Source organism: Arcanobacterium sp. (ex Cirak et al. 2026), assembly GCF_053585065.1.
Genome location: NZ_JBQJCE010000010.1, coordinates 1 through 15,038, shown reverse-complemented (window position 1 = coordinate 15,038; position 15,038 = coordinate 1). Strand labels below are relative to the sequence as shown.

The 15,038-nt window shown below is 52.4% G+C and carries 15 protein-coding genes; all 15 read right to left on the bottom strand.

From position 1 onward, the window contains the following. Window positions 1–6 precede the first annotated feature (6 nt). Window positions 7–327, bottom strand: a complete 321-nt coding sequence (locus tag ACTOVJ_RS06180; RefSeq protein WP_449504653.1) for a Rieske (2Fe-2S) protein — start codon at window positions 325–327, stop codon at window positions 7–9. Next, window positions 327–1,460, bottom strand: coding sequence for a Fe-S cluster assembly protein SufD (gene sufD, locus ACTOVJ_RS06175; RefSeq protein WP_449502401.1), 1,134 nt, complete (start codon window positions 1,458–1,460; stop codon window positions 327–329). Before sufD ends, ACTOVJ_RS06180 begins: the two co-directional genes overlap by 1 nt. Next, the gene (sufB, locus tag ACTOVJ_RS06170) at window positions 1,460–2,899 is read right to left on the bottom strand and encodes a Fe-S cluster assembly protein SufB (protein WP_449502402.1); all 1,440 of its coding nucleotides are present in this window, start codon (window positions 2,897–2,899) and stop codon (window positions 1,460–1,462) included. Before sufB ends, sufD begins: the two co-directional genes overlap by 1 nt. Before the next feature lie 36 nt (window positions 2,900–2,935). Continuing rightward, window positions 2,936–3,610, bottom strand: a complete 675-nt coding sequence (locus tag ACTOVJ_RS06165) for a helix-turn-helix transcriptional regulator (protein WP_449502403.1) — start codon at window positions 3,608–3,610, stop codon at window positions 2,936–2,938. 161 nt (window positions 3,611–3,771) lie between these two features. Beyond that, window positions 3,772–4,353, bottom strand: a complete 582-nt coding sequence (locus ACTOVJ_RS06160) for an NUDIX domain-containing protein (RefSeq protein ID WP_449504652.1) — start codon at window positions 4,351–4,353, stop codon at window positions 3,772–3,774. A gap of 5 nt (window positions 4,354–4,358) precedes the next feature. After that, window positions 4,359–5,924, bottom strand: a complete 1,566-nt coding sequence (gene murJ, locus ACTOVJ_RS06155) for a murein biosynthesis integral membrane protein MurJ (RefSeq protein WP_449504385.1) — start codon at window positions 5,922–5,924, stop codon at window positions 4,359–4,361. Beyond that, window positions 5,921–6,709, bottom strand: a complete 789-nt coding sequence (locus ACTOVJ_RS06150; protein WP_449504384.1) for a hypothetical protein — start codon at window positions 6,707–6,709, stop codon at window positions 5,921–5,923. Before ACTOVJ_RS06150 ends, murJ begins: the two co-directional genes overlap by 4 nt. Further along, window positions 6,706–7,683: a copper transporter gene (locus ACTOVJ_RS06145; RefSeq protein WP_449504383.1), complete on the bottom strand. Its 978-nt coding sequence runs from the start codon at window positions 7,681–7,683 to the stop codon at window positions 6,706–6,708. The genes ACTOVJ_RS06150 and ACTOVJ_RS06145 overlap by 4 nt, the downstream gene beginning before the upstream one ends. 10 nt (window positions 7,684–7,693) lie before the next feature. Beyond that, window positions 7,694–8,824 carry a putative cytokinetic ring protein SteA gene (gene steA, locus ACTOVJ_RS06140; RefSeq protein ID WP_449503066.1) on the bottom strand — a complete coding sequence of 377 codons (1,131 nt, stop codon included), beginning with the start codon at window positions 8,822–8,824 and terminating at the stop codon, window positions 7,694–7,696. A 52-nt stretch (window positions 8,825–8,876) separates the two neighbouring features. Beyond that, entirely contained in the window at window positions 8,877–10,568 is a 1,692-nt protein-coding gene (gene recN, locus ACTOVJ_RS06135; RefSeq protein ID WP_449504382.1) for a DNA repair protein RecN, read from the bottom strand. Continuing rightward, entirely contained in the window at window positions 10,561–11,397 is an 837-nt protein-coding gene (locus ACTOVJ_RS06130; protein ID WP_449504381.1) for an NAD kinase, read from the bottom strand. Before ACTOVJ_RS06130 ends, recN begins: the two co-directional genes overlap by 8 nt. Next, a complete protein-coding gene (locus ACTOVJ_RS06125) occupies window positions 11,394–12,236 on the bottom strand; it encodes a TlyA family RNA methyltransferase (RefSeq protein WP_449502411.1) in 843 nt (280 codons plus the stop codon). The genes ACTOVJ_RS06130 and ACTOVJ_RS06125 overlap by 4 nt, the downstream gene beginning before the upstream one ends. Continuing rightward, on the bottom strand, window positions 12,236–12,373 hold the full coding sequence (locus ACTOVJ_RS06120; protein ID WP_449502412.1) for a hypothetical protein: 138 nt from the start codon (window positions 12,371–12,373) through the stop codon (window positions 12,236–12,238). Before ACTOVJ_RS06120 ends, ACTOVJ_RS06125 begins: the two co-directional genes overlap by 1 nt. Window positions 12,374–12,436: 63 nt before the next feature. Further along, entirely contained in the window at window positions 12,437–13,465 is a 1,029-nt protein-coding gene (locus ACTOVJ_RS06115) for an HAD-IIA family hydrolase (protein ID WP_449503021.1), read from the bottom strand. A gap of 4 nt (window positions 13,466–13,469) precedes the next feature. Then, window positions 13,470–14,702, bottom strand: a complete 1,233-nt coding sequence (locus tag ACTOVJ_RS06110) for a hypothetical protein (protein ID WP_449504380.1) — start codon at window positions 14,700–14,702, stop codon at window positions 13,470–13,472. Between the last annotated feature and the right edge of the window lie 336 nt (window positions 14,703–15,038).

The following is a 15,038-nucleotide window of genomic DNA, read 5'->3' as shown; positions in this document are numbered from 1 at the left end:
AATAACTTAAAAATCGATGACGACATCGTCGCCTTCGGTACGAGTCGGATACGTTTTAATCGGAGCCGACGCCGGCGGATTCAGTGCTTGTCCTGATGGGAGCTCGAAGACGGAGCCGTGACGAGTACACTCGATCGTCTCATCCTCGACAAAGCCTTCCGAGATCTTAAATCGTCCGTGACTGCAACGGTTGTCCATCGTGAACCAATGGTCAGATTCGGAATGCACCACAGCAAAGACATGCTTTCCGTTTCCGGTTTCGACAGTGAAGGCATCAACGTCACCGAGAGCGACATCACCAACCTTACACACAACGAGATCTGTCATTACAGCTCACCTGTAAGATTGAGCTCATCTTCGATCTTGGCCATCAGCTTCTCCTGCACGGAGTCGACACCAATCTGATTAATGAGTTCGGCAAAGAACCCTCGTACAACCAAACGGCGTGCCTCATCTTCAGGGATGCCGCGTGCCATGAGATAGAAAAGCTGTTCATCATCGAAACGGCCAGTTGCTGACGCATGGCCTGCACCCTCGATTTCGCCCGTTTCGATCTCCAGATTCGGCACCGAATCTGCACTGGCACCTTCGGTCAAAATCAGATTTCGGTTCAGCTCGTAAGTGTCAGTACCCTGCGCGTCCTTTCCAATGAGAATATCGCCAACCCAGACCGAGTGAGCCTGATCTCCCTGGAGAGCGCCCTTGTAAGCAACGTTGGACTTTGCATTGGGAACATTGTGATCAACGAAGAGCCGGTGCTCCATATGCTGGCCCTCGTCGACGAAGTATGCGCCGAGCATCGTGACGTCACCACCAGGTCCAGCAAAGTCAACGCTGGAGGTGACGCGAATCAGATCGCCGCCGAGAGAGACGACGATGTGTTTGAGCGTCGCGTCACGTCCCACCTTGATTCGGTGAGAGGCAGCGTGCACCGCCTGTCCTTCCCAATCCTGCAGGGTGACAAGTGTTAAATGCGCACCATCGCCAAGGCTGATTTCTACACCTTCAGCAAGTTTTCCTTCGCCGACGTGGTCAAGAATCACTGTTGCCTCAGAATGCTGCTGAGCTTCCACGAAAAGGTGAGCCGGGACGACGCCGTCGGCACCCATTCCACGGAAGGTAACGACGACTTCTTCGTCGATTTTCTTCTCCTGAGGGATCAACAAAACATATGCTTTCTTGAAACTCTCCCAGGTTGTGGCACCGACGCGATCCTCAGGTGGAATAGTGGTTCCGAGGCGCGAATCAGTGCGGTCAACCTCAGTCAGTTCCACGCCGCCACGCGCACTGATCTCGATGTGATCTGCGGTAAAGGAATCGGCAAAGAACTCCTCCATGCGCTCAAGAGGGGTAAATCGCCATTCTTCCTCTGTACCTGCTGGAACACCGTAATCTGCTCCGACGAAAGACAGTGGGCGGTCAGCACGTGATGAGCCAGTATTCTTGAATTCGTCAGCCATCAGCCAACTGCTCCTTCCATCTGCAATTCAATGAGTCGGTTGAGTTCGAGGGCATACTCCATCGGTAACTCACGTGCAATCGGCTCAACGAAACCGCGCACAATCATCGCCATTGCCTCCGTTTCTTCCATTCCACGTGACATGAGATAGAACAACTGGTCTTCGCTCACCTTGGAGACTGTTGCCTCGTGTCCCATCTCGACGTCGTCGGTCCGGACGTCCACGTAAGGATACGTATCTGAACGCGAAATTTGGTCAACCAGAAGCGCATCACACAGCACGTTTGACTTTGAGTGACGCGCATTCGGATTCACTTGGACGAGCCCACGGTAAGCCGCTCGGCCACCACCGCGTGCCACTGACTTGGAAACGATCGAGGAATGAGTATTGGGTGCCATATGCACCATCTTCGATCCCGTGTCCTGATGCTGCCCCTCACCGGCAAAAGCGATAGACAGTGTTTCACCGCGAGCTTGTTCACCCATCAGGTAGACAGCTGGATACTTCATCGTTACCTTTGAACCGATATTGCCGTCGATCCATTCCATCACGCCGCCCTGTTCGACCATGGCACGCTTTGTGACCAAGTTATACACATTGTTCGACCAGTTCTGAATCGTCGTGTAACGCACGCGCGCGTCCTTCTTGACGAAGATTTCGACAACTGCGGAGTGCAGGGAATCACTGGAGTAAATTGGAGCAGTACAACCCTCAACGTAGTGAACGTAGGAACCTTCGTCAGCGATGATCAGCGTACGTTCGAACTGCCCCATGTTTTCCGTGTTAATACGGAAGTAAGCCTGAAGCGGGATCTCGACATGAACACCCTTGGGCACGTAAACAAACGAGCCACCTGACCAGACAGCGGAATTCAGAGACGCAAATTTATTGTCACCGAGTGGGATCGCTGTTCCGAAGAACTCTTCGAAGATTTCAGGATGTTCGCGCAGACCAGTATCCGTATCAAGAAAAATCACGCCTTGCTGCTCAAGATCTTCACGAATCTTGTGGTAGACCACTTCAGATTCGTATTGTGCGGCAACGCCGGCAACCAGACGTTCTTTTTCTGCCTCTGGGATTCCGAGGCGATCGTAGGTTGCTTTGATATCAGAAGGTAGATCCTCCCAGGAGGTTGCGGCTCCTTCTGTTGACTTCACGTAGTACTTGATTGAATCGAAATCAATACCGGAAAGATCCGCACCCCACGTCGGCATCGGACGGCGTTCAAAAAGTTTGAGCGCTTTCAGCCGCTTCTTCAGCATCCACTCGGGTTCTCCCTTGCGTGCTGAAATATCTCGGACGACGTCCTCGTTCAGGCCGCGTCTTGCCTTACTGCCAGCTTCGTCGGAATCATGCCAGCCGAACTGGTAATTTCCGATCGAAGCGATCGTCTCTTCCTGGGACAGAGTTTCCTTCTGCCCCGCAACAGGTTGAGTCATGGATTTCCTTTCCAGTGGCAAATTGCCATGCGGGCGTCAGGCGCCCAGATTTTTCCTTGGAATTCCAAGGGGAACATTGGTCGTACACACGTGAGCTCCGCCAGCAAGCGTCGAGAGCCGCTGGATCGGAACATCAAGTAAATGAGCGAATGCACGTGTCTCCGCTTCACAAAGCCCGGGAAATTGAGCTGCGACATCCTGAATCGGACAGTGCCCTTGACACAGCTGAATAGCGATTCCTCGCGGTCCTCCTGATCGGAGCGACGTTGCATAGCCATCCTTGTTTAAGGAAGCCGCCAGAGCCTCGACACGGCCGATAAGACTGTCAGCTTTCGCTACTACAGGAAGGTACCGCTTGTGAATTTCATTGACCCGGCTACCAACGAATTTCGCAACGCCCTGTTCACCCAGCTCATGCGCAACAAACGCCAATGCCGCATTCGCGATATCAGAATATCCCTCCGCGAGCTCAGCCTGCCCCGCTTGGGTTGCCACATACTTACGAGAGGGACGTCCGCGTTTTGCAGGACCGAGTTTTGGCACTTCGTGCTCAGTAATAAGCCCATCCGTGACGAGCGATGACACATGGCGCCGTACAGCAGCAGGCGTCAGAACCAGTAGTTTCGCAAGATCACCGGCGCTGATCGGCCCGTGTTCGATGATGAGCCGAAGCACCTGGTCACATGTACTGCTGTCACCTAGTTCAGACATGTTCCACCTCCAGCACTTCGTGTTTAGAAAACATTTTTGTTTCTAAAATCGATAAATGCAAGTGCTTGGGTCGTATGTCCCGATAGGTCGAGCGCTAATTAGCCGTCAATGCACGGAAAACCAGCCCCTGACGTAACTGGAATCACTCGAGAAAGGGCACCCTAAGAAAATCGCTGCGCCGCCGCGAGAGCCCCGATAACAAGACTAGGAGACGTCAGCTGACCGGCCAACACGGCGTCGACAACTTCATGTAATGCCACCCACCGTGTTTCGATCTCAACTTCTTCACCTTCGAGGACAAAATCTCGCGGTCTGGAGGTTTTCGAGATGCCCTTCGCCAAGAAAATCGTCACCCGTTCGGTACAAAAGCCTGGTGACGATGCAAAAGAAACGAGTTCTTCCCACGATTGCGCACTTAATTGCGCTTCTTCAGCTAACTCGCGAGCTGCGGTTTCTACAGGAGTTTCACCCTCGTGATCACACAATCCGGCAGGAATCTCCCACATCATTTGTTTCATTGGATGGCGATATTGCCGGATAAGCAAAATTTCGGGGTGCTCCTCATTTCGAAGAGCCACGATTCCCACGGCATCCTGGTGAGTGACGATATCACGTGTAGCCACATCACCATTCTGGAAGCGGATAGTATCATGCCGAACATCGAAAATCGGCGATGATTCTTCTACATGAGTTTCGATGACATGCACGTGATCAGGTGCAAATTGATCGCTCAGTGGATACATGCTGATTACTTCCTTTTCAACGACGCAATTGCGCCCCGGTCAAAATAAAATGCTGCCACACCCCCACCTGCGCAGACGATCAGTGCACCGATGAGCGCTGCAATAATAGCCCCAGATATGCCGCCCATGCTGTGCATCATCCATGTAGTGAGGTACCAAGAAATAGCAGTCACCACGACAATGACCGGGGTTAAGAGAAGAAAAAGCCTGCCGACCCCAGCGATAGACTCTGGTCCAGCTTGCGCTCGGATAGCACGAAGCTGAGCGAACGCTCCCACACACATGCCGATACTCATTGCAGTTCCCACGAGGATCAGGGTAGGTACACGTCCACTGACCCCGATAAGCCAGCCACCTGCCAAACAAACAACAACTCCAAGCCAGGCGACACTATTCGCACGAACAACCTTCCCACCCGCATCAAGTGCATAGAGGACTCGAGCACCATGATAGAGAAGTGAAAATCCGACCAATGAGATGCCCATCGCAACCATTGCTTGTTCAATTCCTGGTATCAAACGTCCAACAGAGATGACGACAGCAGCTGGGCGTGACAGTGCTACCAGCAAAGCTCCAGCGATCAAACCAGCTGCGACAACAAGTCTCGTCGACCGCGCCACGAGAAGATGCGAAAGTTCCCAATCTCCTTTACTGACAGCCGCAGAGATCCGTGGAAAAACAGCAGTTGCAATTGGCACGGCGAGAACTGCATAAGGAACCATGTAGATCGAATAGGCGTAATTATATGCTGCATACGCTCCCACACCGCCAAGTGAATTTGTGGCCATCATAATCGCAATAATGGCGATCTGTTGGGCTGTCAGAGCTGCCAGGCCAGCGCCCGCCAAGCGCACAGTACGCCTGGCAACACCAGGTGGGAAGTGCAACGTTGGCCGAATTTTTACCAGTCGAGTAACAGGGATGAGCTGGGGTAGCGAAAATATGATCACTCCCGCAGTCGTCCCCCACGCTAGAAGAGCCAGATGAGTTGCACTTGGAACGCTACCTAAGGACGAGGTTGCTCCGTACACCACAAATGTCAGTGTGACGATAATGGAGGACAGGAGCGGAGATAAAGCAGGAAGCACAAACCTTCCGTGCGCTTGCAAGACACCCGTGGTAACGACAGAAACACCGTAAATTGGCACCTGAAGAGCGAAGACTCGAAGTAACGATGTGGCAACTTCATGAGCTGAACTACTCGCACCACTCCCTAAGACAACTGCCGAAATAGGGTCAGCGAGCAACGCCACGATCACCGCGATCGGGGTACCAATGACTAATACCCATGTCAACAAAGCGGATACTGTTGTTTCCACTTCGTTTTTCATCCGCTTTGCAAGGAAGCCGGAAATCAGTGGTATCACTGCTCCAGCAAGAGCCCCACCCGCGGCAACCTCAAACAAAACATTCGGGATCGTATTTGATGTGTCGTATGCTGTAGCAACAATGCCATCCGATAGCGCCCACGATTGAGCAAGCTTGCGCACAAGACCCATCAGTCTTGAAGCGAGGGTGAGAAGCGCGATCACCCCGGCCGCTCCCACCACGCTGGCGAGAAGTTTTTTCATGGGCGACCTAGCTGGTCAACGAATCGCAATGGTGCGCATTCGTCGATCACTTTCGAAAATGAAATTTTTTCTGAAGCATAAGTGAGCCCCACGACCCCTGCAGTCACAAGAAAACGCCCGAGCAGTGGCAACCGCTGTGCAGCAGCAACGCCTACTTGAGCTCCCAGAGCATTTGCTCCTAAGTCCCCCAACATCGTTGTCCCAGCGAGATCTGTTGGTAGTGACGCAACTGATGTCCCCACCACACCAGCTGCAGTTTTGTTCCCTGCAACTGCTAACGGAGTCGATACAGCCAAGGCAACCTTGAGCGCACGTCCAGGACGCAGATCGAAAAGATTAAGGAGATTCGCCATGCCCGCGATGAGCACTGTGTTCACTCCTGCATCCACAGCGCGTGAGATGCCTGTGGAGCGCGAGGAAATCAACCATCCTGCGACACCCGCGCCCATCCCCACACCGAGAATTTTCACCGCCCCAGAAGTAACTTCGCCGCGTGAAAGTGCACCTAAGTGTCCTTTGAATCCTTTGCCTTTCGCCCCGAAGGACTCTTCAAGATGGTCGTCAACATAGCCTGCACATGCACCCGTAACACTTGCAATGAGCGCCGGAGCTGATGCCACAGCACCACTCGACGCAATGGCTCCAGTTGCGGTTGCTAGACCACCTGTCAGCGATACCGTCGAACCCGAAAAAGACGTACGATCCCACGATGGCCTACGAAGTTTTGTCAAAGCAACGGTTGCCAGCCCAGTCACGAGCGCACCGACGAAAGCTGGACGCATCACTTTGCATCCGCCTTTGACGTTGCCTCTGGAGAAGGCACCTTTTCCAGCGGACCGACAGCAGCAGAGACGCCGTCGTCGAATCCAAGGTTTACTTCTTTACCAGCAAACTCCTGGACGAGTGCAAGAACCACGTTGAGTTGCGAAACCGTTAATGTCGGTGAATCAACTGTCGATGCCTTGCTCTTGGCCTCTCGTACGACGCGGGCCACATCATTTGCTGAATCTGCGGCGCCGAAGACAACCGTTGGAGCTTTCGTCGCAATAATCTCAGCGACACCCGCCAGTGCCTTGGCGTCATACTCCATCTGTGCCTTTTGCTCAGTACTCATCTTATTGACAGTGCCTGGTAATTCCGTGTCGGCGGTGATGATCACTACGGCATCTGCCTTAGTTCCAAGGTCATCGAGTGTGACAAGTGGAGTTTTGGCACCGGTCAGAAGATTCGGAAGGTCAGCATTCGCTGGGTCTTTAGTACCTGAAATGACGACTTGGGTCAAAGCGGCACCAAGAATGGTATTCGGGTCTTCGGCCTCGGGTTTACTGACCACGTAGCTCTTGACCTGTGCAGCAAATGCCGTACGGAAAGCTGTATTTGCCGACGATGTCCATGTCTCATTGACATTCATTGTACCGGTGATCTTTGCCCCAGCTTTGGTCACGGCATCACGTGCTTGGCTGACGATGTCATCTTGTGCACCCGGAAAGACAACAAACGCAACTGATTTACCTACGAGCGCATCTTGAGACAGAGAGGGAATCAGTTGTGCCATCGCTTGATTTTGAGCATCTTGAGATTTTGTCAACGCCTCATTCTGTGAAGCGAGGGTGGCATTAGCGTCAGACAGCGCCTCAACACGATTCGACAGTGCAGTACCAATCGAGTTTTGCAATGGCCCGGCTCCCAGAATCACTCCGATAGCGAGTGCTAAGAAAACTGACACCAAAGATACGAGGTGGTAACGAAAATCAACCATTGAAATCCCCTTAAAAAAGATGAGTGATCCAGCGTGCGAAATCGCTCCACCACACGCTTACAAGCTTGAAAAGAATTTGTCCTGCATCGGTTACCGATAACGCCGCGGCTATCGCCACGACGCCAGCGATCAGCAGGGTTGCAATCTGCCAATTCGAAATACGTGAACGATAGAGTTGGGAGACTCCCTTGGCATCAATCAGTTTCGATCCGATCTCCAGACGCGTGAGGAAGGTCGAGGCCATCCCCGCACGTCCTTTATCGAGAAACTCAATCAAAGTCGAATGAGTTCCAACCGCAACGATGAGTTCCGCGCCTTTGTCGTCTGCCAACAACATTGCAATATCTTCGGATGTACCCGTTGCAGGGAACACAACATGGTCGATACCCAAATCCTCCATGCGTTTCTTCCCTGGCGCTCGTCCATCGCGATATGCATGCACCACAATCTCCGCACCGGAACGAAGCGCCTTATCTGAAACGGAGTCCATATCACCAACGATCATATCCAAGGGATATCCGGCCTCAAGAATGGCGTCGGCTCCTCCATCGACTCCAATCATAACTGGCCGATATTCGCGGATATAAGGTCGTAACGCTTGTAGATCCTCTTTGTATCGGTATCCGCGGACAACCACGAGAGCATGCTTATGCTCAAATGAAGTCCGCACATCTGGCACGCCAACACCGTCAAGAATGAGGTCTTGTTCTTTCTCGACATATTCCATCGTGTTCGTTGCAAAGGCCTTCAGTTGGGTTGCCATCCCAGCCCGAGCAGCTTCCATCGCTGCAGCATTTGATTGTTCGGTCAGAAGGTCGCCCTCCGCAATCAGAATGTCGCCCACGTACACTGCGCCGTTATTTGTGACGCGAACTTCGCTCCCCTCTTTGATATCCATGACCGACGGGCCGAGGTTATCGATTAATGTCAGTCCGTGAGCTAGGAGGATGCCTGGTCCAAGATTGGGGTAACGACCAGATGTAGATTTTGCAGCATTCAGCACAACAGAAGGGCCACAGTCAACGAGAGCCTCCGCAGAGACTCGATCGAGATCCTCATGATCGATAATTGCGATATCTCCGCGCGCCAAGCGCTTCGTGAGACGCTTCGTCCGAGAATCGACACGTGCGGAACCATGCATCTGGGAATCGCTTCCCAACGAGATCAGTTTACGTCTGAACACCATGCCCCCATCATGGCACAATCGCGCCTGCGAGTAGTTCAGCGGCGTGCGCGCGTGCCGCTTCTGAATCGGGTTGCCCAGAGAGCATCCGCGCTAGTTCAATAACCCGTTCTTCCCCGTTCGTGATGCGAACGTCGGTCGAAACTGTCGCTGACATAGACTTACGAACAACAACCTGACAGTGTGCATATGCAGCGACCTGCGCCAGGTGAGTTACAACCAAAACTTGATGATGCTGGCCTAATTTGGCTAAACGTTCACCCACAGTAATCGCTGTACTTCCGCCTATTCCTGCGTCAACTTCGTCGAAAATAAAAGTTCTTTCGCCCTCGTGTGATTGGGTAGCGAGTGAGACTTCGAGAGCAAGCATAATACGTGACATCTCACCACCCGAGGCGCTGGTTGCAAGAGGAAGTGCGGGTGAACCACGATGGGGCTGTAACAAGAACTCACAATCTTCCAGACCGTGTGGTGCAGGTTTCTCACGTGGCTTGAGCCGAATGTTAAATGTGGCATCTTTCATGGCCAAAGAATGCAATTCGCGGGTAACCAGCTTAGAAAGTTTCACTGCTGCATGTTCACGTTGTGCTCGCAGGGCAAACCCTGCATCTTTAAGCTTGGCGACAGCAGCGTTATAGTTTCCTTCGAGTTCCTCTTCCATAATGTCTGGATCGACCAATGCTTGAAGACGAGCGACCGCACGATCACGTTCGGCCAATACTTCAGGAATTGTCATGGCAAGATCACGTTGAAGACGTGTGAGGTCAGCGCGGCGAGCATGAATCTTATTCAGCCGCTCAGGGTCTGCAGAAAGTTCAGAAATTTTGCTACGTACGTGAGCAGCGATATCAGCCACTGTTGACATCGAATTGGCAAGTTCAGTGGCCAGTTGGGACAATGTGGTGTCATCGACACTTGCACGTTGAAGTTCATGACGAGCGAAGTCCAACCGGCTCAGAGCCCCGTCTTGAACATCGTCAAGCGCTTTGACAGCCCCACCCATCGCTTCACGTAACGATTCGATATTTTCAAGTTTAATAGCCTCTGACCGAAGGGTTTCCTCTTCACCTTCGTGCGGATCGAGTGTCTCTACTCGTTTTACTAAAGCTTCGAGCGAGAGACGTTCCAGTCCTGACGCACGAGCATCCTGACGAAACGCTTTGAGCGCATCACGTGCTATTTTTGCCGCTGTCCATGCTTCATCATAAGCTCTGCGGGACTCCTGTAATTGCTCACCACCGAACGCATCGAGAGATTCAAGTTGTGCGGATTGAGATTTCAGCCGGATCTGGTCACTTTGTCCATGCACAGTCACCAGGTGTTCCGCAATTGTTGCCAGAAGGGAAGCTGGCACAGCTTTTCCGCCAGCGTATGCTCGCGAACGACCGCGTGAGGGAATCACACGAGACACGTAAATGATGGCTTTGTTGTCCTCGATATCTACCTGGCCTCCCGCGCCAGTAACGAGAGAGACCACCGGCGAATCGACAGCCGCCAAAAATACTCCGTCAACTTGTGCAAATTCTGCACCGTTACGCACACGCGAGGGATCTGCTTTGTGCCCCATCAAGAGTGCAAGTGAGGTAAGAGCCATGGTTTTACCTGCACCAGTTTCACCTGTAATCGCAGTCATCATCTGCGTCAACGTGAGTTCTGCAGATTCAATCACGCCGAGGTTTGAAATCGAGACGCGTTCAATCATCCGTGTTCATGCTCCTCCACCCTGAGACAGGAAGGTGAAATTTCCTGACCAGACGAGATGAGAACGGAGAATCATTCAAACGGGCTAAATAGACACGTTCACTCGAATGACGTGCTTCAATCTGCGCACCGTCTCCGAGGTCAATAAAACGTCGACCATCGCACCAGATGACTGCATTCTGTGAGTATACCTGCACCTGGATCACTGAATTTGGTCCGACAACAAGTGGCCGTGTAAATAATGCATGTGCTGCGATCGGGTTAAAAATCATCGCCTCGACGTCGGGCCAAACAATTGGCCCTTGCGCAGAAAAGTTGTACGCTGTCGATCCTGTCGGAGTCGAGATCAGTGCTGCATCGGCGTTATAAGTCGATAATCCGCGACCATCAACGCCCATTCCAAGATTGATTGTGCGTGCATTATGCGCTTTTTCGATCGAGGCTTCATTCACTGCCCATTCACGAGTGACTTGGCCATTAGCCAAAGTGATATCAAGATCGAGTGTCATGCGGTCTTCAATAGTCCACCGATGTTCAATAACATCGGTAATGACTTCGTCCATCGATGACGGCTCCGCTTCTGCTAAAAACCCAACATGTCCGAAGTTAATGCCAAGGATCGGAACTTGCGTCCCACGCGTCAGCTCTGCACCACGCAGGATCGTCCCATCTCCACCAGCAACCAGCAGAAGTTCAGCATCGACGACGTCGGAGGTGCATTGAGCGTCCACAACGTCGATTCCCGCCGACACAAGCCGATCCTTCGCTGCTGCGGCGCGACATAAAGCGTCCTCACGCCAGCCGTGTGTCAAGAGAGCAATTTTTCTCATTCCGTCACGTCCTTGTGTACGCCTCCAGCTGGCCCAGCATCGATCGCATCATCAATGGCACGATCGAGGTCATCGCCGAGAAGATCTTCGCCTTCTTTTCCCATATAGAGGAAGTATTCAACATTTCCCGCTGGGCCGGGTAGCGGTGATGGAGCAACTGCCCGCAACCGGAGGCCTGCCTCACGAGCAGATATCGCTACCTTCTTCACCGTCTCATGGTGGTGTGCCAAATTGCGGACTACTCCCCCATGGCCGAGACGATCCTTGCCAATCTCAAATTGTGGTTTGACCATCAGCACAAATTCAGCATCGTCCGAAGATACATTGACGAGTGCAGGAATCACCAGCGTCAAAGAGATAAATGAAAGATCGCCAACGACGAGAGATGGAGCTGGTGCTATAACAGCTGGATCGAGGGTACGAACGTTGGTACGTTCAAGCACGTCAACACGCGGATCTTCACGCAGTTTCCACGCGATTTGTCCATATCCAACATCCACTGCGACAACGGATGCAGCTCCCCGTCGCAGCAAAACATCCGTGAAACCACCAGTGGACGCCCCTGCGTCGAGAGCACGCACTCCTTCGACACGCGGCCCGCCTTCGCCCAGGTAGTCAAGAGCACCAATCAGCTTGTAAGCACCGCGTGATGCATAGGAGGGTTCTATACTTTCTTTCACAACGATCGCTTGAGCGGGATCCATTTGCCGTGCAGGCTTCACAACTTCCACTTTGTCGAGGAAAACTCGTCCTGCACCAATAAGTTCTGCTGCTTCTCTACGTGACTTGGCAAGTCCGCGGCGAACGAGTTCAGCATCAACACGAATGAGCTTCGCCATCAGATCCGTGCCTTTGCCAACTCATGAGAAAGTGCGCGGTGGATCTCCTCAAGGTCAGCAATTTGTTGATCGCGTGACTTGGTCTCCAGCATCTCAAGTTTAATTCGCGGGTCAACCGCTGGTTTTGCCTCACTCATTAATCCTCCTCAGATGCCATTGTACCCTGCGGGCGCAAAGCACCCGCAGGGTTTATCCACAGGTTAGCGGACAGCAATAACTCCAGGAATCAAATTCGGATCAAGATGGATCCCTCGATCTTGTGCCTCCCATGCAGCACTTGCGGCTGCGCGATATTGTGCATGAGTCAACGAGTCTCCAATTGGTTCACCATCGATAATCACGCGCTGATCAACTACTTGTGCCCGTGCACCGTCGCATATCCAATTCTCGCCATTTTTGGTGACTTCACTGAATGCGATTCCAAGATCACGAAGATCGCGTGCAAGTACACGCGGGCGTGACTCTTCTTTAGCGAGCAAGACATCACGAACCTGCGATACCCCAGTGAGCACATGAACAGAGATAATTCCTGCTGCATTTGCACCAATAATATCCGTATCCAGTCGATCACCAATCGCAATTGGCGAAGTTAATCCGGTGCGAGACACCGCTAGCTGATACATATCAGGTGCAGGCTTACCAGCGCTCAATGGCGTGACGCCGGTTGCATTAACAACTGCAGCGACCAAGGAACCATTTCCAATTGTTTCGCCGCGTTCGCGGGGCATTGTGGCGTCCAAATTGGTAGCAACATAGACAGCACCCTGTCGTATCGCCAACGCAATCTCCGAGAGCTCAAGCCAGCTCACATGCTCAGCAAATCCTTGCAAAATAGCCGAAGGATGATCATCAGCGCTCGTAACGACTTCGAAGCCTGCTTCCCGAAGCGCTTCAAATACACCGTCGCCGCCGACGGCGAGCACCTTTGATCCGGATGGAACGTGCTGACTAACTTGCATAACACCAGTTATTGCGGTGTTAATAACATCCTCGAGGGATGTCGGAATACCGAGTTCGGTCAAGTGTTCCGCAACTTTTGCCGGTGGACGCGATGAATTATTCGTTACATAAACTGGCCGAACACCGCGTTCCTTCGCCGCAGCAATCCCCTCAGCAGCATAGGGCGCTACTTGTTGTCCAAGGTAGGCCACGCCATCAAGATCGGTGAGCATCAAATCCGCGATATCGTTGAGAGCTGGGCCTGCATACTGTTGTGTCATGGTGTTCATACCCTCACTGCTCGTCTTCATTGAGATCAGTTTCTTCAATAGCCTCGTCTGCTAACGGCGCATCCTCGAGATCGTCATCGTCGAAATCATCTCCTGCGAAGTCGAGATCGTCCGTATCCTCCTCTTCAGAGGCAAGTGGAGTATGGAGATCCTCATCCTTCATATCATCAAGGACATCATTCAAGTCATAAACGTCAACTTCGTCAGATGTCTCATTGTCGGCATATTTTGCACGCAACTGGGCGGCTTCCTCAGCTCGTCCGAGTTCCTCAAGACGATCGGCCTTAATTAAATTCGCGCGTACAGCAACTTCGTGAGGAAGGTTTGTAATCTTCAGTTTTTCCATGACTGCAAGTCCTCCCTCGGAATCACCGGTCTCAGCACGTGCTCCAGAGACCACGAAGGCCAACTCTACCTGTGCTGCAGGTTCGAGCCGATTCATTGGGATGCCTTCGATAAACCGAAGGGCTTTCTCCGGACGTCCCATACCACGCTCGGAGTCCGCTTCAAGTGGAACATGCTGGTAGTCATCACTCATACGACGATACGTACGCAACTCGCGTAATGCTTCTGCGTAACGCCCGGTCATGTAGGCAGTAATACCGAGAGCCTCGCGGACAATATCAATACGAGCTGCAGTAACAAAAGCCGCCTTAGCATGCTGATATGCAATTTCAGGATCAATATCAACCATCTCTCCAGCATAAGCAAGATGACGAGCAACTCGATGAGCGTTCTCAACGTTTAGAGAGTTCAGCCGACGGTACGCCGTGGGGTCGAGAGATTCAAAAGTAATCGATTCTGGGACTTCAAGTTCCGTAGTAGGAAGTTGCGCATTCTCACGACGATCACGGCCTTGACCGCGTTGTGACTTCGACTCAAAACGGTTATCCCGTCGGTCATCACGGTCATGACGACGATAACCACCACGACGATCATCACGACCATAACCGCGATCATCACGCCTAAACCCACGATCCGAACGCTCCCCGCCACGGAACCCACGATCACTATCATCCCGACGGAACCCATCCCGTCGGTCATCACGGTCATGACGACGATAACCACCACGACGATCTGAACGGTCATTATGACGTGATTCTGATCGGTAATCAGAAGAATTGTCGCGTCGCCACTGACGTTGGGAATTGCTCCGCCGTTCTGACGCTGATTGCCAACCGGAGGATGACCGCTCGCGACGGGAAAAGTGTTCATTATTGTCGTAATGGTCGGCCATTTTTACCTCACGGTTCAATTGTTAATCAGAAAACAGGTGCACCAAAGATGCAAAAATAAGTCTAACGCTGGCAGCGCAAAAGCTAAAACACGCTGCCATAATTCACATAAACAATAGCGCGGAGTTTTACACCAAAATGTTTTTGTTTTGGGTGTGGGTGTGGCCCCCGTGTTCCCCCCCCCTTTGTGGTCTTCTTTTCTTTTTCTGTGTTTGTTAACAAGAAAAGAAGAGAGGGGGTGGGGGGGGTGGGGGCCAGTGACTGTGAATATGGGTTGACGGCGGTGTCCTACTCTCCCACACCCTCACGAGTGCAGTACCATCGGCGCTGGTAGGCTT

Bases quoted from the DNA above. Each gene is read 5' to 3' on its own strand.
- ACTOVJ_RS06180 (WP_449504653.1), bottom strand. From the start codon at position 327: ATGACAGATCTCGTTGTGTGTAAGGTTGGTGATGTCGCTCTCGGTGAC.
- sufD (WP_449502401.1), bottom strand. From the start codon at position 1,460: ATGGCTGACGAATTCAAGAATACTGGCTCATCACGTGCTGACCGCCCA.
- sufB (WP_449502402.1), bottom strand. From the start codon at position 2,899: ATGACTCAACCTGTTGCGGGGCAGAAGGAAACTCTGTCCCAGGAAGAG.
- ACTOVJ_RS06165 (WP_449502403.1), bottom strand. From the start codon at position 3,610: ATGTCTGAACTAGGTGACAGCAGTACATGTGACCAGGTGCTTCGGCTC.
- ACTOVJ_RS06160 (WP_449504652.1), bottom strand. From the start codon at position 4,353: ATGTATCCACTGAGCGATCAATTTGCACCTGATCACGTGCATGTCATC.
- murJ (WP_449504385.1), bottom strand. From the start codon at position 5,924: ATGAAAAAACTTCTCGCCAGCGTGGTGGGAGCGGCCGGGGTGATCGCG.
- ACTOVJ_RS06145 (WP_449504383.1), bottom strand. From the start codon at position 7,683: ATGGTTGATTTTCGTTACCACCTCGTATCTTTGGTGTCAGTTTTCTTA.
- steA (WP_449503066.1), bottom strand. From the start codon at position 8,824: ATGCATGGTTCCGCACGTGTCGATTCTCGGACGAAGCGTCTCACGAAG.
- recN (WP_449504382.1), bottom strand. From the start codon at position 10,568: ATGATTGAACGCGTCTCGATTTCAAACCTCGGCGTGATTGAATCTGCA.
- ACTOVJ_RS06130 (WP_449504381.1), bottom strand. From the start codon at position 11,397: ATGAGAAAAATTGCTCTCTTGACACACGGCTGGCGTGAGGACGCTTTA.
- ACTOVJ_RS06125 (WP_449502411.1), bottom strand. From the start codon at position 12,236: ATGGCGAAGCTCATTCGTGTTGATGCTGAACTCGTTCGCCGCGGACTT.
- ACTOVJ_RS06120 (WP_449502412.1), bottom strand. From the start codon at position 12,373: ATGAGTGAGGCAAAACCAGCGGTTGACCCGCGAATTAAACTTGAGATG.
- ACTOVJ_RS06115 (WP_449503021.1), bottom strand. From the start codon at position 13,465: ATGAACACCATGACACAACAGTATGCAGGCCCAGCTCTCAACGATATC.
- ACTOVJ_RS06110 (WP_449504380.1), bottom strand. From the start codon at position 14,702: ATGGCCGACCATTACGACAATAATGAACACTTTTCCCGTCGCGAGCGG.